Below are 17,524 nucleotides of genomic sequence, written 5' to 3'. Positions count from 1 at the left end.
GTGCTGGTTCGGGCGCCGGTCGCGTCGGAAGCGGCGCCGGCGGTTCCGCGAGCACCGGCAGCCGCGGCGCGTCCGCGCGCGGTGGCGCCAAGGGCGGCCCCAAGGCCCCGCAGGGCGGCTTCCGGACCCCCGGCCTGCGCCGCGGCCCGCAGAGCGCTCCCTCCCGCCCGCGCGAGCTCGACGCCAAGCTGGAGGAGCGCGTACGCGAGCGCCACAGCAAGCCCCAGGTGAAGACGCCCAAGACGTTCCCCGGAGCCGAGCAGGAGGGCGAGCGCCTGCAGAAGGTCCTCGCCCGCGCCGGCATGGGTTCGCGGCGCGCCTGCGAGGAGCTGATCGAGCAGGCCCGCGTCGAGGTCAACGGCGAGATCGTGACCGAGCAGGGCCGCCGGGTCGACGTGCACAAGGACGAGGTCAAGGTCGACGGCCTGACGGTCGCCACCCAGTCGCACCTCTTCTTCGCGCTCAACAAGCCGGCCGGCGTGGTCGCCACCATGGGCGACCCGGACGGCCGCCAGAACCTGAACGACTACGTCAACAACCGTGAGACGCGTCTCTTCCACGTGGGCCGGCTGGACACCGAGACCGAGGGCATCATCCTGCTCACCAACCACGGCGAGCTGGCCCACCGTCTCACCCACCCCAAGTACGGCGTGAAGAAGACCTACCTCGCCGCCATCCAGGGACCGCTCCCGCGCGACCTCGGCAAGCGGCTCAAGGACGGCATCGCGCTGGAGGACGGGTACGCCCGCGCCGACCACTTCCGCGTCGTCGAGAACACCGGCAAGAACTACCTGGTCGAGGTGACCCTCCACGAGGGCCGCAAGCACATCGTCCGCCGCATGCTGGCCGAGGCCGGCTTCCCGGTCGAGCGGCTCGTGCGGACGTCCTTCGGGCCGATTCCGTTGGGCGACCAGAAGTCCGGCTGGCTGCGCCGTCTCACCAACACCGAGGTCGGCATGCTGATGAAGGAAGTCGGCCTGTAACCGCACGCCCCAAGCAGCCCAGAGCCCCGGCGGGTTCCTGTACGCACAGGAGCCCGCCGGGGCTTTTTCGGGCTTGTGGTCCGCCCGCCCCGCCTTTATAGTCATCCTGACCATTAAGGAGGTGGGCGTGAGTCTCGCGGACATACTGGGACCGTTGCAGCAGCCGCTGGTGACCGTCCTCGACACCCCGGTGAGCTGGACCGAGGTGCTCGGATTCGGCAGCGGCGCGCTCTGCGTCTGGCTCGTCGCCCGGCAGCACATCGCCAACTGGCCGATCGGCATCGCCAACAACCTCTTCTTCGTCCTCCTGTTCATCCAGGCGGGCCTGTACGCCGACGCCGGCCTGCAGGTCGTCTTCATCTCCCTCGCCGCCTACGGCTGGTGGACCTGGACCCACGGGGGTGGACCAGGCTCCTCGTCCCTCCCGGTGCGGCGCACGAGCCGCACCGAGTGGACCTGGCTGCTGGCGGCGGGGGCGGTGGGGACCCTCTCCCTCACCCTGCTCCTGGACCGCGCCACCGATTCGACCGTGCCCTTCTGGGACGCCCTGACGACCGCTCTGTCCCTCATGGCGACGTACGGGCAGTGCAGGAAGCGCCTCGAATCGTGGTGGCTGTGGATCGCGGCGGACGTCGTGTACGTCCCCCTGTACGCCTACAAGGAGCTGTACCTGACCTCCCTGCTGTACCTCGGCTTCATGGCCCTGTGCGTGCTCGGGCTGCTCAACTGGCGGCGGTCCACCGCCTCCCCGGAACAGCCGCTCGCGCGGGCCGCCGTATGACGGCGTACAAGCACGGACTCGTGCTCGGGAAGTTCTATCCGCCGCACGCGGGACACCACCATCTCGTGCGCACCGCGCGGGAACGCTGCGAACGGCTCACCGTTCTCGTGTGCGCCTCGTCCGTCGAGTCCGTGGCGCTCGCCGACCGGGTGGCGTGGATGCGGGCCGCGCACCCGGACGCCGATGTCGTGGGCGCCGTGGACGACATCCCCGTCGACCTCACCGACCCCGCCGTGTGGGACGCGCACATGGCGGTCTTCCTGGCCGCTGTTCCGGAGGCCGTCGACGCCGTCTTCACCTCCGAGGCGTACGGCGAGGAGCTCGGCCGGCGCTTCGGCGCGGAGGCGGTGTGCGTCGACCCCGGCAGGACGGCCTTCCCGGTCTCGGGAACGGCCGTCCGCGCCGACCCCGTCCGCCACTGGGACTTCCTGGAGGCGCCTGTGCGGGCCGCCCTCGCACGGCGGGTCGTCGTCCTGGGGGCCGAGTCGACCGGCACCACCACCATGGCGCGGGCGCTCGCCGGCCACTACCGGGCCAGGGGCGGTGTCTGGGAAGGGACCCGGTGGGTTCCCGAGTACGGCAGGCGGTACAGCGAGGAGAGGCTGGCCGCCCTGCGCGCGCGACGCCCGGAGGCCGACTGGACGGACGTCGTGTTCGCCACGGAGGACTTCCCGCTGATCGCGCGGCGCCAGGCCGACGACGAGGACGCGGCGGCCGGGGCCGGCTCGCCCGTGCTGTTCTGCGACACCGACGCCTTCGCCACCACCGTGTGGCACGAGCGCTACCTCGGCGGCCCCAGCGCCGAGGTGGCGCGGATCGCCGCACGCGGGGCGCAGCACCTGTGGCTGCTCACGGACGACACGGGCGTGCCCTTCGAGGACGACGGCCTGCGCGACGGCGAGCATCTGCGGCCCTGGATGACCGGACGCTTCCGCGAGGAACTGACCCGCACGGGACGCCCGTTCGTCACGCTCCGCGGACCGCACGAGGAGCGGCTCGCCACCGCCGTCGCCGCCGTGGACGCCCTGCTCGCCGAAGGATGGGGCTTCACCGATCCGCTGCCGGAGAGGCGATGAAGGGGAACGGGGGAACGCCGTACGACCCGCACGCCTTCGAGCCGTTCGCCGTGACCGTCGACCTGGCCGTCTTCACCGTGCGCGAGGGCGGGCTGCACGTCCTGCTGATCCGGCGCGGACAGGACCCGTTCGCGGGGGCGTGGGCGCTCCCCGGCGGTTTCATACTGCCCCGGGAGTGCGCCGAGGACGCGGCCCGCCGCGAACTGGCCGAGGAGACCGGCCTCTCCTCGCGGTCCGCGGCCGCGCTCCACCTGGAGCAGCTGCGGACGTACAGCGATCCCGACCGGGACCCCCGGATGCGTGTCGTCTCCGTCGCGTACACCGCGCTCGTGCCCGGCCTCCCGGAGCCGCGCGGCGGCGGCGACGCGGCGCACGCCCAGTGGATGCCCGTCGACGCTCTGCCGGAGCCGGCCTTCGACCACGCGCGGATCGTCGCGGACGCGCGGGAGCGCATCCGCGCCAAGCTCGAGTACACCTGCCTGGCCACCGCGTTCTGCCCGCCCGAGTTCACCCTCGGCGAGCTCCAGCAGGTCTACGAGACGGTCTGGGGCGTGGAGCTCGACCGTCCCAACTTCCGCCGCAAGGTACTGGCCTCGCCCGGTTTCGTGGAGCCCGTGGAGGGCCCGCCCCGGCGTACCGGAGGGCGCGGCAAACCCGCTGCTCTCTACCGCGCGGGGACCGCCACCACCCTGCACCCGGCGCTTCTGCGCCCTGAACGACGATCCGAAGGAGAACGGCCCGTATGAAGCAGGCAGCCACCGGGGCCCTCGTGGGCCTCGCCCTCGGGGACGCGCTCGGCTTCCCGACCGAGTTCAGCGACGTTCCCGCGATCCTCGCGAAGTGCGGTCCGTGGCGCGAGATGGAACTGCCTTCGCCCGCGATCGTCACGGACGACACCCAGATGACGCTCGCGCTGGGACGCGGGATACGCACCGCGATGGACCGGGGGGTGCTCGGGCCGCCGGGGCTGGCGCGCCCCGTACGGGAGGAATTCGTCGACTGGTACCACTCCCCGGAGAACAACCGGGCCCCCGGCAACACCTGCCTCGTCGCCTGCCGGCTGCTCGACGGCGACCGCCCGTGGCAGCAGGCCAGCCAGCTCGGCTCCAAGGGCTGCGGCGCCAACATGCGGGTCGCGCCGGTCGGACTCGTGCCGGGGCTGAGCGAGGAGCAGCGCGCCGGGGCCGCGCAGTTGCAGTCGGCGCTCACGCACGGGCACCCGACGGCGCTGGCGGCGAGCGACCTGACGGCGCACGCGGTGCGTCTGCTCGCGCAGGGGGCGGAGCCCACCGGTCTGGTCGGGCTGCTCCGTTCGTACGCGTACGAGAACCGCACCCGGTACCACGAGCGCTGGCTCGGCGACCTGTGGACGCACGCCCACGACGCGTCGCCCGAGGCGTTCATCGCCCGCGGCTGGGACGAGTGCCTGGCCGTACTGGAGCGGCTCGCGGCGGCCCTGCGCGCACCGTCGCCGGAGACGGACCCCTGCCTGGCGACGGGCGACGGCTGGATCGCGGAGGAGGCCCTCGCCACCGGGCTGCTGTGCTTCCTGCTGTTCCCCGGCGACCCGGTCACTGCGCTGCGGCGGGCCGCGTGCACGAAGGGCGACTCGGACTCGATCGCCTGCCTGGCGGGAGCGTTCGCGGGCGCGCACCTGGGCGCGGACGCGTGGCCGGCCGAGTGGGCCGAGCGCATCGAGTACCGGACCGAGCTGCTGGCCCTCGGCGCGCTCTGGGACGCCTGACCGATGAACGCGTACGAGAAGCGTCTGCGCGAGGCCGGGCTGCCGGACACCGACCTCGCGCCCGTCCTCGCCGACGAGACGGACCCCCTGCTGTTCGCGACGGTCTCCGGGGCGCACCTGTACGGGTTCCCGTCCCGCGACTCCGACGTGGACCTGCGCGGTACGCACCTGCTGCCCGCGTCGGACCTCGTCGGCCTGGACCAGCCCGACGAGACGCGCGAGCGCATGTGGGTGCGCGACGGCGTCGAGATGGACCTGGTCACGCACGACCTGCGCAAGTTCGTACGGCTGATGCTGCGCCGCAACGGCTATGTGCTGGAGCAGCTGCTCTCGCCCCTGGTCGTACGGACGACCGACGCGCACGCGGAACTCGTCGCGCTGGTGCCCGCCGTGCTGACCAGCCGTCACGCGCACCACTACCGGGGGTTCGCGGGCACGCAGTGGCGGCTCTTCGAGAAGACCGGCGAGCTGAAGCCGCTGCTCTACACCTTCCGGGCACTGCTGACCGGCATCCACCTCATGCGCAGCGGCGAGGTCTTGGCCCACCTGCCCACGCTGCTGACGCGCGTGGACGCCCCGGGCTACCTGGAGGAGCTGATCGCGGCGAAGGCGGAGGCGGAGCACGGCGCGGTCACCGGGCCGGACCGCGAGCGCCTGCGCGCCGACGCCGAAGCCCTGCACGGCGTCCTCGACGAGGCGCAGGCCGCGTCCCGGCTTCCGGCCGAGGCGACGGCGTACGAGCGGCTGAACGACTTCGTCGTACGGACGCGGCTCGACCGCCCCGGGGGCGCGCCCGCCGCCTCAGTGGGCTGACGCGCGGCGGGTGCGCAGGAGGAAGTCCTCCACGCGGGCGCGGTCCGGCTCCGCCGGGAGGGGGGTCTTCGCGGCGGCCGCGTCGGCCTCCGCCACCAGCACCTCCATCCGGCGCTCGACCTCCCGCCACGACACCTCGCCGCGCTTGACCGCCAGCAGGGGCTCGCGGTCCGCGCCGACGTCGAGCACGAGCTCGCCGGTGCGCAGCAGGTCGCGGCAGGAGGCGAGCAGCCGCAGCAGGTGCATGGCGTGCTTCCAGCGCGGTGCGCCGTGCTGCCGTACGTCCGACGCCAGCTTCTTGCGCTGACCGGTCGCGTACCGCGCGAACGTGTGGTGGGCCCGGCGGGAGAGGAACGCCCCGCGCAGGGCGAGGAGCTCGCGCCCGGTGGCGTCGACGTGCTCGACCAGGGGGGAGTGCAGGCACTCCAGGATGTTGGGATTGGCCACGAGGGCCAGGCCGCAGAACCGTTCCAGCTCCCAGGAGAACTGCTCCTGCGCGGGCCCCTCGACATGCGTCGGCGGCTTCTCGAAGCGCCAGAACAGGGGCGTCGGCGCGACGAAGACGCCGCGCCGGTCCGTGTCGCTGCCGTCCGTCGCCAGACCGAAGGCGCGCGAGCCCATCACGCAGGAGTACACCGTGTGGTCGCGCACGAGGTCCTCGTGCGTCGGAAGGGCGTCGGAGGGGCCGGGGGCGGCGGGCGGGATCATGCTGGGGATTGTGCCGCCGTCAGGGCAGCCGGATCGAGCCGTTTTCCACGGTGATCTCCTCCCGGGGGAGCGGTCTGCGGGCCGGCCCGCCGGCGACCGAGGCGTCCGTCACCCGGAACCGGCTGTCGTGACACGGACAGTTGATCGTGCCGCCCCCGACGCTGCCGACCGTGCAGCCCTGATGGGTGCAGACGGCCGAGAAGGCGCGGAAGACACCCTCCTCCGGCTGCGTGACCACGATCCTGTCGTCCGCGAAGACCTTGCCGCCGCCCACCGGGATATCGGACGTCCGCGCCAGTTCCCGGCCCCCGGCGGGTGAGGGCGGCTCCGGCGGTCCCGACGTCTCCTGCCGCGTCCCGCCCGTGTCGCCGCCCCCGCCCCCGCCCCCGCCGCCGCACCCGGCCGCCAGGACGGTGCCCGCCGCTGCGCCGGCCGCGAGGACCGCCCGCCGGCTCGTACCCCTGCCCATCACGCGCTCCTCACCCCACGCTCCGGTCGTCCGGCGCGAAGGGCAGCATCCTCGCCCGCGCCGCACCCCGGAGGAAGCACCCGGCGGCGCGGTGCGCGTGTCTCACCCCCAGAACACGCCGCGCCCCGCCCCACCCGGCCCAACTACGCTGAATCCAGCAGGGGCAGACGAGGCACGGAGCGAGGAGCACGACGTGGCAGTACGAGCGGTGCGTGGGGCCGTCCAGCTGGAGCGGGACGAGGCCGGGCACATGGACGAGCAGGTCAGCGAGCTGCTCACCGCGATCCTGGAGCGCAACGGGCTCACGCCCGACGACCTCATCAGCATCTGGTTCACGGCCACCCCCGATCTCCACAGCGACTTCCCGGCCGCCGCCGCGCGCAAGCTCGGCATCGTCGACGTACCCCTCATCTGCGCCCAGGAACTGGACATAGCGGGCGCCATGCCCCGGGTCGTACGGATCCTCGCGCACGTCGAGTCGGACCTGCCCAAATCATCCGTGTCGCACATCTACCTCGGCGCCGCCGCCGCCCTCCGCAAGGACATCGCCCAGTGAGAACCGCCCTCGTCGTCGGAACCGGCCTCATCGGCACTTCCGCCGCCCTCGCCCTCGCCGGGCGCGGCGTCACCGTCCACCTCACCGACCACGACCCGGCCCGGGCGCACACCGCCGCCGCCCTCGGCGCGGGCACCGACGAGGCACCCGAAGGCCCCGTCGACCTGGCCGTCGTGGCCGTGCCGCCCGCGCACGTGGCCGCGACGCTCGCCGACGCCATGGCCCGCGGGGTCGCCCGCGCCTACCTCGACGTCGCCAGTGTCAAGGGCGGACCGCGCCGCGAGCTGGAAGCACTGGGCTGCGACCTCACGGCGTACATCGGTACGCACCCGATGTCCGGCAAGGAGCGTTCGGGACCGCTCGCCGCCACCGCCGACCTCTTCGAGGGCCGCCCCTGGGTCCTGACCCCCACCCGCGACACCGACACCGAGGTCCTCAACCTCGCCCTCGAGCTGGTCGCGCTGTGCCGGGCCGTACCGGTGGTGATGGACGCGGACGCCCACGACCGCGCGGTCGCGCTCGTCTCGCACACCCCGCAGCTCGTCTCCTCCATGGTCGCGGCGCGCCTCGCGGACGCGGACGAGACGGCGGTACGCCTGTGCGGCCAGGGCATCCGGGACGTCACCCGCATCGCCGCGTCCGACCCCCGGATGTGGGTCGAGATCCTGTCCGCCAACCCCGGTCCCGTCGCGGACGTCCTCACCGGCGTCGCGGCCGACCTGGAGGAGACCGTCCAGGCCCTGCGGGCGCTGCAGTCCGCCGACGACGACAAGCGCCGCACCGGCGCCGACGGCATCGAGGACGTCCTGCGCCGCGGCAACACGGGCCGCGAGCGCGTGCCCGGCAAGCACGGGGCCGCCCCGGCGGCGTACGAGGTCGTCGCCGTGCTCATCAGCGACCGTCCCGGCGAGCTGGCGAGGATCTTCGCGGACGCCGGGCGCGCGGGCGTCAACATCGAGGACGTGCGCATCGAGCACGCGACCGGGCAGCAGGCCGGCCTGGTGCAGCTCATGGTCGAACCGGCGGCGGCGCCCGGGCTGACCGCGTCGCTGCGGGAGCGGGGCTGGTCGATCCGCCAGTAGGAGGGGCAGGCGGGCCCGGGAGCGCCCGCGCGTGTCCGGTTTGTGGGGGCTTTGCGGGGGCGTCGAGGGCGGGGCCCCGGACTCGGTAACCTTGTGTGGGGTCCGTTGGTCCCCGTACGCCCAAGCCCGTGTACCAGGAAGGTGTCCTACACCGTGGAAACCGCCGCCCGGACCGCCCCGGCAGCAGTGATTGTCGCCATCGACGGCCCCTCCGGCACGGGCAAGTCCAGCACCTCCAAGGCCGTCGCCGCCAAGCTCGGGCTCAGCTACCTGGACACCGGCGCCCAGTACCGGGCGATCACGTGGTGGATGCTGAGCAACGGCATCGACGTCACGGACCCGGTCGCGATCGCGGACGCCGCGGGCAAGCCCGTCATCGTCTCCGGGACCGACCCGTCCGCCCCCACGATCACGGTCGACGGGGTCGACGCCTCCGGGCCGATCCGCACCCAGGAGGTCACCTCCAAGGTGAGCGCCGTGAGCGCCGTGCCCGAGGTGCGCACCCTCATCACCGAACTCCAGCGCTCCATCGCCCGGGGCGCCGCGCTCGGCATCGTCGTCGAGGGACGCGACATTGGTACCACCGTGCTGCCGGACGCCGACCTCAAGATCTTCCTCACCGCCTCTCCCGAGGCGCGTGCCGCCCGCCGCAGCGGCGAGCTCAAGGGAGCGGACGTCTCCGCCACCCGCGAGGCCCTGCTGAAGCGGGACGCGGCCGACTCCAGCCGCAAGACCTCGCCGCTCGCCAAGGCGGACGACGCCGTCGAGGTCGACACCAGCGACCTCACGCTGGAGCAGGTCATCGAGTGTGTCGTTACCCTGGTCGAGGGGAAGCGGGCCGCGAAGTGACCGCACCCACATCGCGTGGTGCGGCGGTCGGGCGCGGCATCGGCATCGGCCTGATGTACGGGCTGTGGAAGCCGCGCGTGCTCGGTGCCTGGCGGGTGCCCATGAGCGGGCCGGTGATCCTGGCGGTGAACCACTCGCACATGATCGACGGTCCCATGCTGATGGGGACGGCCCCCAGGCCCGTGCACTTCCTGATCAAGAAAGAGGCGTTCGTCGGCCCCCTCGACCCGTTCCTGCGCGGAATCGGGCAGCTGAAGGTGGACCGCGCGACCGCCGACCGAACGGCGATCTCGAACGCGCTCGGCGTCCTGGCGGACGGCGGCGTGCTCGGGATCTTCCCCGAGGGCACCCGGGGCGAGGGCGACTTCGCGTCGCTGCGCGCCGGCCTCTCGTACTTCGCGGTGCGCAGCGGGGCGCCGATCGTCCCCGTGGCGGTCCTCGGCAGCACCGAACGGCGGGGCCGGCTCATACGGGGGCTGCCGCCGCTGCGCGGTCGCGTGGACGTCGTCTTCGGCGACCCCTTCGAGGCCGGTGACGGCAGCGGACGGCGTACGCGCAAGGCGCTGGACGAGGCCACCGTGCGTATCCAGGAGCGGCTGACCGCCCACCTGGAAAGTGCCAGGCGCTTCACCGGGCGTTAGGCGAGACTTGAGTAGTGGACCGCGCCCATCGGGTGGTCCATCGATGATGATGAACGAGGAACGGACTTCATGAACGACCAGATTCACTCCGGCGACGAGCACGGAGCACTTGGCGACGCCGAGTACGCGGAGTTCATGGAGCTCGCCGCGCAGGAGGGCTTCGACCCCGAAGAGGTCGAAGGCGCGATCGGCGAGGCCGGTCACGGCCCGCTGCCCGTCCTCGCCGTCGTCGGCCGCCCGAACGTCGGCAAGTCGACCCTGGTGAACCGCATCATCGGCCGCCGCGAGGCCGTCGTAGAGGACAAGCCGGGCGTCACCCGCGACCGTGTCACCTACGAGGCCGAGTGGGCGGGCCGCCGCTTCAAGATCGTCGACACCGGCGGCTGGGAGCAGGACGTCCTCGGCATCGACGCGTCCGTCGCCGCCCAGGCCGAGTACGCGATCGAGGCCGCCGACGCGGTCGTCTTCGTCGTCGACTCCACGGTCGGCGCCACCGACACCGACGAAGCCGTCGTCCGGCTGCTGCGCAAGGCCGGCAAGCCCGTGGTGCTCTGCGCCAACAAGGTCGACGGCCTGAGCGGCGAGGCGGACGCGACCGCGCTGTGGTCGCTCGGCCTCGGCCAGCCGCACCCCGTCTCCTCGCTGCACGGCCGCGGCACCGGCGACATGCTGGACGCCATTCTGGAGGCCCTGCCGGAGGCCCCCGCCCAGACCTTCGGCGCGGCCCTCGGCGGCCCGCGCCGTATCGCGCTCATCGGCCGCCCGAACGTCGGCAAGTCGTCGCTCCTGAACCGGGTGGCGAACGAGGACCGCGTCGTCGTCAACGAGATCGCGGGCACCACGCGCGACCCGGTCGACGAGCTGATCGAGCTCGGCGGCATCACCTGGAAGTTCATCGACACGGCCGGTATCCGCCGCCGGGTCCACCTCCAGGAGGGCGCGGACTACTACGCGTCCCTGCGGACCGCCGCCGCCGTCGAGAAGGCCGAAGTCGCGGTCGTACTGATCGACGCCAGCGAGTCCATCAGCGTGCAGGACCAGCGGATCATCACGATGGCCGTCGAAGCGGGCCGCGCGCTGGTCATCGCGTACAACAAGTGGGACACCCTCGACGAGGAGCGCCGCTACTACCTGGAGCGCGAGATCGAGACCGAGCTCGCCCAGGTGGCGTGGGCGCCGCGGGTGAACGTCTCCGCGCAGACCGGCCGCCACATGGAGAAGCTGGTCCCGGCGATCGAGACGGCGCTGGCCGGCTGGGAGACGCGTATCCCGACCGGCAGGCTCAACGCCTTCCTCGGCGAGATCGTGGCCTCCCACCCGCACCCCGTCCGCGGCGGCAAGCAGCCCCGCATCCTCTTCGGGACGCAGGCGGGAGCCAAGCCGCCGCGGTTCGTGCTCTTCGCCTCCGGCTTCCTGGAGGCCGGCTACCGGCGGTTCATCGAGCGCCGGCTGCGCGAGGAGTTCGGTTTCGAGGGAACGCCGATCCACATCTCGGTCCGGGTGCGCGAGAAGCGCGGCCGCAAGAAGTGACCTGAGGCCCCCGGCGGGCCGGCGGGCTTCCTAGAAGCCCCGACGAGGAGCGGGCGGCAGCGCGGCCGGGAAGTGATTCCCGGTGTGCTGCCGCCCGTTGCCGTGTGCGGTGGTGCCGCTGTCGCTGCTCGTGACACGCCAGAAGCCGGTGTGCCCGCCGTGCGAGCCCTGACCGGTGTGACTCGTGGAGCCATGCCCGTGGCGCGGCCCCGAGGAGAAGCCCGTGAACCCCAGTTCCTCCTCGCCGGTGCGGTCGCCGGGCAGTGCCCGGAAGGACCGGCGGTACTCCGAGTAGAGCGCGTCGTAGATCGGGGTGTGCGAGTGGTCGGTCTGGGTTTCTCGCGAGGGGCGCATCGAGGGGATCTGGCTCTGGTACGGCTGATGGCGTGAGGGGTCGTATGAGTGCACGTACGTGCCAACGACCTCAGCGCCCGTCGGATGCGGGCCGAGCAGGGAATTCCCTGCTCGGCGGGGGTGAGCGGTCCGCCGTCCGGCCCTGCCGGCGGCCCGCCCGGGCCCGTCAGGTGCCGGCCAGCGGCATGGCGGCGGCGGCCAGCACACCCCGCGCGGCCGCCCGCTCCAGCGCGTTGCGCAGCAGGTCCTCGCGCGGCTGCTGGCCGATGGAACCGGCCGGCGCGGTGTAGACGAGGACGGTGCTCGACTTGTTGGCCGCCGTGCGCCAGCCCTCGGTCACCTGGAGCGGCTGGTGCGCCTGCCACCAGGACACCGGGCTGCCGCCGTTGGCCCCCGGCTGGAGCACGGCGTGGAGCTGGCCCATGGCGAGCAGCACCGACCAGCCGGGCAGCGCGGCGGGCACGTCGTTCATGTCGGCGACCGGCTGGAAACCCTGCTCGGTCACGAGCGCCAGGAACTCGTCGGTGGTGCGGTCGGAGCCGGGGCGCGCGACCGGCCCGGTCGGCTCGACGACCAGGGCCGGGTGCAGCTGGCCGTCGATCAGCACGAGGCCGCTGGTGATCCCGAGGACGGCCTGGCCCGGCGAGCCGCCGAACTCCTCGGCTCCCGGCAGGTCGGGGCCGCCGCCGGTGATGCTGCGTACGGCGCCCTGGAGCTGCTCCTCGGCCACCTGCACGACCTGGGAGGGGATGCAGGTGGCGTGGGCGAACGCGAGGACGGCCGTTTCGTCGCCGACGAACAGCACGGTGCTCGTGCGCTCCAGTTCGGAGTCGCCCTGGGTGCGGCAGGAGGTGCAGTCGTAACTGCCCGGGGCGTTCTCGCCGGCGAGCAGGCGGTCGGCTTCTTCGTTGCCGATCTCGGCGCGTACGTCGTCGCTGACGTCGAGCATGCGCGGCACGGGGGACTCCTCGGACTCGGTGCGGGTGCCGGGCGGTTCCCGGCTCGTCAAGAAGACAACGGGTGAGCTGTCGCCGGGGTCACGCGAAGAAGGGAACAGAATCGAACCGATGCGCCGGGGCGGACGCCGGTCCGCGCGCCCCCCGGCGCCTGACGAACCGTCCGGCGGGTCCGCGGGTCCCGCCGACCGGGTGGGGCTGTGGAGCCGGCCGCGCGGCCTCCGTGGCGGCGCGGGGGCGGCTGCTTAGCGTGGCGCGATGCCGAAGCTGCCGCAGTCCCGCTCCGTGCCGGTCGCCCTGCTCGCCGTACTGCTGGCCCTCTGCCCGACGGGCGCGCGGGCCGGGTCCCCGCCGCCCGCGCCCGCGCCCGGGGCGGGGAGCTGCACCAAGCAGCAGTGGCCCTGGGGCTGCCTCGCGGAGTGCGAGAGCGGCGGGGACTGGCACATCAACACGGGCAACGGCTATTACGGGGGGCTCCAGTTCCACCAGCCGACCTGGGTGCAGCACGGCGGGCTCGCGTACGCCCCGCGCGCGGACCTCGCCACCCCGGCGGAGCAGATCGAGGTGGCCGAGAAGGTGCTCGCCAACCAGGGGTGGAAGGCATGGCCGGTCTGTGCCAAGCGCTACCGCCTCTCCGGACGGGTCCATGTCGTCAAGGCCGGTGACACGCTCGCCTCGATCGCCCGCCGGTACGGGGTGCCCGGCGGCTGGAAGGCGCTCCACCGGGCCAACGCGAAGGCGGTCGGCGGCGATCCGCACCGGATCCGCACCGGGACGATGCTGGTCGTCCCGCAGGCGAAGAGCGCGTCCGCGCGCACCTGGGCTCCGACGCCTCGCCGCTGAACACGAGCGCTCCCCGGCGCGGTGCGTGCGCGAACACGGGAAGCGCCGCCGCCCGGCCCGGCAGGGCGGGCGGCAGGCGCTGTTCCGCCCGCCCGGGTGACGCGCAACTCCCGCACCGCCCACCGCCCCTGATGCGTGGAACGGCGGTTTGGTTGCCCGCTCGGGCTATCGATGCCGCAACCGTATTGGAACGATTTGATGCGGCTCGGGCCGATCAGTTTTCGCCCAGTACAGTCCATTTCTGAAAGCAGTCGGACATGACCAGTCCGCTGAAGATCTGGGGGTCGCGTCGTCGTATGCACATCTCTTTCCTGCTCCACAACGCGTACGGCATCGGAGGGACGATCCGTACGACGTTCAACCTCGCGCAGGCGCTGGCCGAGCGGCACGACGTCGAGATCGTCTCGGTCTTCCGCCACCGCGACGAGCCGGCGATGGGCGCCCCCGCCGGCGTACGGCTGGACTACCTCGTCGACCTGCGCGCGAAAAGCCCCGGATACGACGGCGACGACGAGCGGTTCGCGCTCCCGGCGAGGATCTTCCCCGTGGGCGACGGCCGTCACCAGCAGTACAGCCGCCTCACCGACGCCCGCATCGCCACGCACCTGGGGTCCACGGAGGCGGACGTCGTCGTCGGCACCCGCCCCGGGCTCAATGTGCACATCACCCGCCAGACCCGGCGCGGCCCCGTGCGCGTCGGGCAGGAGCACCTCACGCTCGCGGGTCACAGCCAACGGCTGCGCCGGGAACTGAGTCACCGTTACGCGGTGCTGGACGCCGTCACCACCGTCACCGAGGCCGACGCCCACGCCTACCGCACCCGCCTCAAGCTGCCGGGCGTACGGATCGTGGCGGTGCCCAACAGCGTGCCCGCGCCGGCCGTCGCACCGGCGGACTCCGACGCCAAGTGGGTCGTCGCGGCCGGCCGGCTCAACCGCGTCAAGCGCTACGACCTGCTCGTCGAAGCCTTCGCGAAGGTCGTCGCCGCCCGCCCCGACTGGCGGCTGCGCATCTACGGCGGCGGCGACGCGAGCGGGACGAGAAGGCCGCCCTGCACGCGCTGGTCGCCGAACTCGGCCTGCACAACCACGTCTTCCTGATGGGCGCGGCCAGCCCCATGGAGCCCGAGTGGGTCAAAGGCTCCATCGCCGCGGTCACATCGGAGCACGAGTCCTTCGGCATGACCATCGTCGAAGCGATGAGATCCGGCCTTCCGGTCGTGTCCACCGACTGCCCGCACGGCCCGCGTGAGATCATCTCCGACGGCCGCGACGGACTGCTCGTCCCGGTCGGGGACACCGGCGCGGTGGCCGACGCGCTCCTCGGCCTGATCAACGACGACGACCGGCGCCGCGCCATGGGAGCGGCCGCGCTCGCCGGTTCCGCCCGCTTCGACCCGGGGAACATCGCCGAGCGGCACGAGGCGCTGTTCACCGAACTGGTCTCGCGCGGCGGCCACCGCCACTCGTGCAGCCGGACCCGGAACGCGCTCTACTCCTCCCGGGGAGCGGTGCTCGACGGGGCGTACGCGCTGCGCCGCAAGGCCGCCTCCGTGCTCCGGAAAGGGCAGACCGCATGAACACCACCCCGACCCGCACGGAACCGCCGCGCGCCGACTGCATCGCGGACTCCGCCGGCGGCGTCACCTTCGACATCGCCGGTGAGGCGTCCCCGGGCGCGGTGCTCCTGCTGCGGCGGCGCGGCGGCGACACGCCCGCGGACGTCGTGCGGCTGCCGCTCACACCCACCGGCGGTGGCAGCCTGCGGGCCGTGCTGCCGAGCACCGTCGAACTGGCCGAAGGGCGCTGGGACGCGTTCACCACACACGGGGACGAGTCCGGGCAGCAGCGCATCGAGCCTGGCGTCAGGGACCTCCGGTCGCTCGTCGACCGCGCCCCCGACCCCGGGCGCGCCCAGGTCGCCGTACGCATCCCGTACCCGACCGCCGACGGCAGGCTCGCGGTGCGCAGCTGGCTGCGCGCGCCGCACGCCGAGGCCGGAGCCATCGGCTTCCCCGAAGGCGCGATGACCGTGGAGGGGCGGCTGTACGGGGCCGCGCTCGACGGGGACGCCGTCGTCGAGGCCAGGCTGCGGGGCGCGAAGAAGGACCCGCACCGGGTGCCGGTGACCCTCCGGGCCGACGGCACGTTCGCCTTCACCCTCGTGTACGGGCCGCTGGCCGAGGGGCGCGGCGACGAACAGCGGCTGTGGGACCTGTGGGTGTGCGCCGCGCGGGCCGAGCCCGGCGCGGCCGGGATACGGATCGGGCGCATCCTGGACGACGTGTGGGACAAGAAGGGCGTCTTCCGCTACCCGGCGCTGCCGGTCGAGTGGCCGGGGGTGGACCGGCCGACCACCGCGTACCCGTACTTCACCGTCGACAACGACCTCAGCGTGCGGCTCGACACCCCGCGGTAGGGCCCGGGAACGCCGGGGCCCGGGGGCCGGTGCCGCCCCCGCGCCCTGGCAGACTCGCCGCATGTTGGAGACCTCGGCACGTCTGCTGCGCCTGCTGTCGCTGCTGCAGGCCCACCGCGAGTGGACCGGCCCGGACCTGGCCGAGCGGCTCGGCGTCACCCCGCGCACCGTGCGCCGCGACGTCGACCGGCTGCGCGAACTGGGCTACCCCGTCAACGCCAGCCCGGGCACGGGCGGCGGCTACCGGCTCGGCGCGGGAGCCGAACTCCCGCCGCTGCTCCTCGACGACGAGGAGGCCGTGGCCGTCGCGGTCGGGCTGCGCACCGCCGCCGGACAGGGCGTCGAAGGCATCGGGGAGACGTCCGTACGCGCGCTGGCCAAGCTCGAACAGGTGCTGCCCAGCCGGCTGCGCCGCCGCGTCGGCGCGCTCAACGCCTTCACCGTGCCCATGCTGCGCGGGCCGGCGGCGTCCACCGTCGACGCGTCCGTGCTCACCGAGCTGGCCAACGCCTGCCGGGACACCGAGCGGCTGCGCTTCGCGTACCGGGACCATGGCGGCAGTTCCACCCGCAGGACCGTCGAGCCGCACCGCCTGGTGTGCACCGAGCGCCGCTGGTACCTCGTCGCCTGGGACGTGGACCGCTCGGACTGGCGTACGTTCCGGGCGGACCGGATCACGCCGACACCCCCGCACGGCCCGCGCTTCGAGCCGCGCGACCCTCCGGCCGGGGATCTCGCGGCGTACGTCTCCGAGGGCGTCTCCACCGGGGCGTACGCCGCGACGGCGGTCGTCCGGCTGCTCGCGCCGCTGGAGGAGGCGCGGCAGGCGGTCGCGCCGAGCGCCGGCGTGCTCGAAGCGGCCGACGAGGACAGCTGCCTCCTGCGCACCGGGGCGGCGAGCCTGGACCTGCTGGTCATTCACATCATGCTGACGGGCTTCGACTTCGAGGTGGTCGAGCCGCCGGAGCTCACGGAGCGGATCCGTTCGGCGCGTGATCTCCTCGGGCGCGCTCTGGACCGCAGCGCTCCGGAGTGATCCGGGCGGCCCCGGCCGGACCCCGGAACCGGGTGCCGGTCAACGGCCGGGCGGCCGGCCGCCGCTCCCGTCCAAGGGCCGCGAGCATCGCGGCGGCTCACCGCGTCCGGTGCGGATCGTGTGGGGGAACCGTGAATTCGCTACGGCCCGTCAGTTATGCGGCAGGAGCGCGCGCCGCGAATTCGGCGGAGCACACGGGGGAGCCGGGAAGGAATTAAGAACCTGTTATTGGGTGATGATTCGAGGGGTGTTGGCAATTCGCCCCGAAGGCATCCGGATGCCCTTTCGGGCGATGACGCCCATACCAAACGCCTGTCGTGATCCTGTGACACAAGTGTGACCGCTGAGGTATGTGGGGCGGTGACTCACCGCTCCCGGCCCGCCCTTCCCTCCCTGCGGGAGGCGGCCTACGGTGAGTCCCATGGCACCTCTACCGACCCCTTCAGCCCAGCCCGACGACAACCCCGAGGCGTACGTCGGCCTCGCTGCCGACGGCGCGGAGCGGCTGGCCCGCGAGCGCGGCTGGACGACCGTCAGGGCGCTTCCGCCGGGTTCGATCATCACCATGGAGTACCTGGCGGGCCGACTCAACTTCGAGGTCGACAAGGACACCGTCGTCCGCTGCTGGACGGGCTGACGCACTCGGTTCCGCACACGGCGAAGGCCCCGGCCGGCTCCTCGGGAG

General features: G+C 73.2%; 19 protein-coding genes and 1 pseudogene. 16 read left to right on the top strand and 4 right to left on the bottom strand.

All coding sequences use genetic code 11. The features are described from left to right. From ACWGH0_RS32700 to ACWGH0_RS32675, 6 genes are all read left to right on the top strand, one after another. Nucleotides 1-983: pseudouridine synthase (locus ACWGH0_RS32700; protein WP_453407906.1), on the top strand; the 983-nt coding region annotated here is incomplete at its 5' end. 127 nt (nucleotides 984-1,110) lie between these two features. After that, nucleotides 1,111-1,764 carry a nicotinamide riboside transporter PnuC gene (gene pnuC, locus ACWGH0_RS32695; RefSeq protein ID WP_453407905.1) on the top strand — a complete coding sequence of 218 codons (654 nt, stop codon included), beginning with the start codon at nucleotides 1,111-1,113 and terminating at the stop codon, nucleotides 1,762-1,764. After that, nucleotides 1,761-2,840 carry an AAA family ATPase gene (locus ACWGH0_RS32690; protein ID WP_453407904.1) on the top strand — a complete coding sequence of 360 codons (1,080 nt, stop codon included), beginning with the start codon at nucleotides 1,761-1,763 and terminating at the stop codon, nucleotides 2,838-2,840. The genes pnuC and ACWGH0_RS32690 overlap by 4 nt, the downstream gene beginning before the upstream one ends. Then, the gene (locus tag ACWGH0_RS32685; RefSeq protein WP_453407903.1) at nucleotides 2,837-3,586 is read left to right on the top strand and encodes an NUDIX hydrolase; all 750 of its coding nucleotides are present in this window, start codon (nucleotides 2,837-2,839) and stop codon (nucleotides 3,584-3,586) included. Before ACWGH0_RS32690 ends, ACWGH0_RS32685 begins: the two co-directional genes overlap by 4 nt. Continuing rightward, the gene (locus ACWGH0_RS32680; protein WP_453407902.1) at nucleotides 3,583-4,584 is read left to right on the top strand and encodes an ADP-ribosylglycohydrolase family protein; all 1,002 of its coding nucleotides are present in this window, start codon (nucleotides 3,583-3,585) and stop codon (nucleotides 4,582-4,584) included. The genes ACWGH0_RS32685 and ACWGH0_RS32680 overlap by 4 nt, the downstream gene beginning before the upstream one ends. 3 nt (nucleotides 4,585-4,587) lie before the next feature. Then, on the top strand, nucleotides 4,588-5,397 hold the full coding sequence (locus ACWGH0_RS32675; RefSeq protein WP_453407901.1) for a nucleotidyltransferase domain-containing protein: 810 nt from the start codon (nucleotides 4,588-4,590) through the stop codon (nucleotides 5,395-5,397). Here ACWGH0_RS32675 and ACWGH0_RS32670 read toward each other — a convergent pair. Next, nucleotides 5,386-6,105, bottom strand: coding sequence for a nucleotidyltransferase domain-containing protein (locus ACWGH0_RS32670; RefSeq protein WP_453407900.1), 720 nt, complete (start codon nucleotides 6,103-6,105; stop codon nucleotides 5,386-5,388). The genes ACWGH0_RS32675 and ACWGH0_RS32670 overlap by 12 nt on opposite strands. Before the next feature lie 19 nt (nucleotides 6,106-6,124). Next, nucleotides 6,125-6,574, bottom strand: coding sequence for a Rieske (2Fe-2S) protein (locus tag ACWGH0_RS32665; RefSeq protein ID WP_453407899.1), 450 nt, complete (start codon nucleotides 6,572-6,574; stop codon nucleotides 6,125-6,127). A gap of 193 nt (nucleotides 6,575-6,767) precedes the next feature. Between ACWGH0_RS32665 and aroH the strand changes: the two genes are divergently transcribed. From aroH to der, 5 genes are all read left to right on the top strand, one after another. Beyond that, nucleotides 6,768-7,130: a chorismate mutase gene (aroH, locus tag ACWGH0_RS32660; protein WP_453407898.1), complete on the top strand. Its 363-nt coding sequence runs from the start codon at nucleotides 6,768-6,770 to the stop codon at nucleotides 7,128-7,130. After that, a complete protein-coding gene (locus tag ACWGH0_RS32655) occupies nucleotides 7,127-8,212 on the top strand; it encodes a prephenate dehydrogenase (RefSeq protein WP_453407897.1) in 1,086 nt (361 codons plus the stop codon). Before aroH ends, ACWGH0_RS32655 begins: the two co-directional genes overlap by 4 nt. Before the next feature lie 141 nt (nucleotides 8,213-8,353). Continuing rightward, nucleotides 8,354-9,061, top strand: coding sequence for a (d)CMP kinase (cmk, locus tag ACWGH0_RS32650; protein WP_453407896.1), 708 nt, complete (start codon nucleotides 8,354-8,356; stop codon nucleotides 9,059-9,061). 53 nt (nucleotides 9,062-9,114) lie between these two features. Beyond that, a complete protein-coding gene (locus ACWGH0_RS32645; RefSeq protein WP_453407907.1) occupies nucleotides 9,115-9,702 on the top strand; it encodes a lysophospholipid acyltransferase family protein in 588 nt (195 codons plus the stop codon). A gap of 69 nt (nucleotides 9,703-9,771) precedes the next feature. Next, complete coding sequence (gene der / locus ACWGH0_RS32640) at nucleotides 9,772-11,232, top strand: ribosome biogenesis GTPase Der (RefSeq protein ID WP_453407895.1); 1,461 nt, start codon at nucleotides 9,772-9,774, stop codon at nucleotides 11,230-11,232. A 30-nt stretch (nucleotides 11,233-11,262) separates the two neighbouring features. Here der and ACWGH0_RS32635 read toward each other — a convergent pair whose 3' ends face one another. Together ACWGH0_RS32635 and ACWGH0_RS32630 are read right to left on the bottom strand one after the other, a co-directional pair. Further along, a complete protein-coding gene (locus ACWGH0_RS32635) occupies nucleotides 11,263-11,640 on the bottom strand; it encodes a hypothetical protein (RefSeq protein WP_453407894.1) in 378 nt (125 codons plus the stop codon). Nucleotides 11,641-11,752: 112 nt separating this feature from the next. Continuing rightward, complete coding sequence (locus ACWGH0_RS32630) at nucleotides 11,753-12,544, bottom strand: hypothetical protein (protein WP_453407893.1); 792 nt, start codon at nucleotides 12,542-12,544, stop codon at nucleotides 11,753-11,755. 256 nt (nucleotides 12,545-12,800) lie between these two features. Here ACWGH0_RS32630 and ACWGH0_RS32625 point away from each other — a divergent pair, with 256 nt between their 5' ends. The 5 genes and pseudogenes from ACWGH0_RS32625 (at nucleotide 12,801) to ACWGH0_RS32605 (ending at nucleotide 17,476) form a co-directional block, all read left to right on the top strand. Then, nucleotides 12,801-13,385, top strand: coding sequence for a transglycosylase family protein (locus ACWGH0_RS32625; protein ID WP_453407892.1), 585 nt, complete (start codon nucleotides 12,801-12,803; stop codon nucleotides 13,383-13,385). Nucleotides 13,386-13,681: 296 nt separating this feature from the next. Continuing rightward, a pseudogene (locus tag ACWGH0_RS32620) lies at nucleotides 13,682-14,964 on the top strand (glycosyltransferase family 4 protein). Beyond that, on the top strand, nucleotides 14,961-15,803 hold the full coding sequence (locus ACWGH0_RS32615) for a hypothetical protein (protein WP_453407891.1): 843 nt from the start codon (nucleotides 14,961-14,963) through the stop codon (nucleotides 15,801-15,803). The pseudogene ACWGH0_RS32620 and the gene ACWGH0_RS32615 overlap by 4 nt, the downstream one beginning before the upstream one ends. A 61-nt stretch (nucleotides 15,804-15,864) precedes the next feature. Further along, nucleotides 15,865-16,839 (top strand): helix-turn-helix transcriptional regulator, encoded by a 975-nt coding sequence (locus ACWGH0_RS32610; protein ID WP_453407890.1) that lies wholly within the window; start codon nucleotides 15,865-15,867, stop codon nucleotides 16,837-16,839. A 421-nt stretch (nucleotides 16,840-17,260) separates the two neighbouring features. Next, complete coding sequence (locus ACWGH0_RS32605) at nucleotides 17,261-17,476, top strand: I78 family peptidase inhibitor (RefSeq protein WP_453407889.1); 216 nt, start codon at nucleotides 17,261-17,263, stop codon at nucleotides 17,474-17,476. The last annotated feature ends 48 nt before the right edge of the window (nucleotides 17,477-17,524 follow it).

This window comes from Streptomyces sp. NPDC054887, from assembly GCF_053610585.1.
The sequence above is the reverse complement of the archived record's forward strand: the minus strand, read 5'-3'. Positions and strand labels throughout refer to the sequence as shown.

Coding starts and splice junctions, on each gene's coding strand:
- ACWGH0_RS32690 (WP_453407904.1), top strand. CDS start 1,761: ATGACGGCGTACAAGCACGGACTCGTGCTCGGGAAGTTCTATCCGCCG.
- ACWGH0_RS32685 (WP_453407903.1), top strand. CDS start 2,837: ATGAAGGGGAACGGGGGAACGCCGTACGACCCGCACGCCTTCGAGCCG.
- ACWGH0_RS32680 (WP_453407902.1), top strand. CDS start 3,583: ATGAAGCAGGCAGCCACCGGGGCCCTCGTGGGCCTCGCCCTCGGGGAC.
- ACWGH0_RS32675 (WP_453407901.1), top strand. CDS start 4,588: ATGAACGCGTACGAGAAGCGTCTGCGCGAGGCCGGGCTGCCGGACACC.
- ACWGH0_RS32670 (WP_453407900.1), bottom strand. CDS start 6,105: ATGATCCCGCCCGCCGCCCCCGGCCCCTCCGACGCCCTTCCGACGCAC.
- ACWGH0_RS32665 (WP_453407899.1), bottom strand. CDS start 6,574: ATGGGCAGGGGTACGAGCCGGCGGGCGGTCCTCGCGGCCGGCGCAGCG.
- ACWGH0_RS32645 (WP_453407907.1), top strand. CDS start 9,115: ATGTACGGGCTGTGGAAGCCGCGCGTGCTCGGTGCCTGGCGGGTGCCC.
- der (WP_453407895.1), top strand. CDS start 9,772: ATGAACGACCAGATTCACTCCGGCGACGAGCACGGAGCACTTGGCGAC.
- ACWGH0_RS32625 (WP_453407892.1), top strand. CDS start 12,801: ATGCCGAAGCTGCCGCAGTCCCGCTCCGTGCCGGTCGCCCTGCTCGCC.
- ACWGH0_RS32615 (WP_453407891.1), top strand. CDS start 14,961: ATGAACACCACCCCGACCCGCACGGAACCGCCGCGCGCCGACTGCATC.
- ACWGH0_RS32610 (WP_453407890.1), top strand. CDS start 15,865: ATGTTGGAGACCTCGGCACGTCTGCTGCGCCTGCTGTCGCTGCTGCAG.
- ACWGH0_RS32605 (WP_453407889.1), top strand. CDS start 17,261: ATGGCACCTCTACCGACCCCTTCAGCCCAGCCCGACGACAACCCCGAG.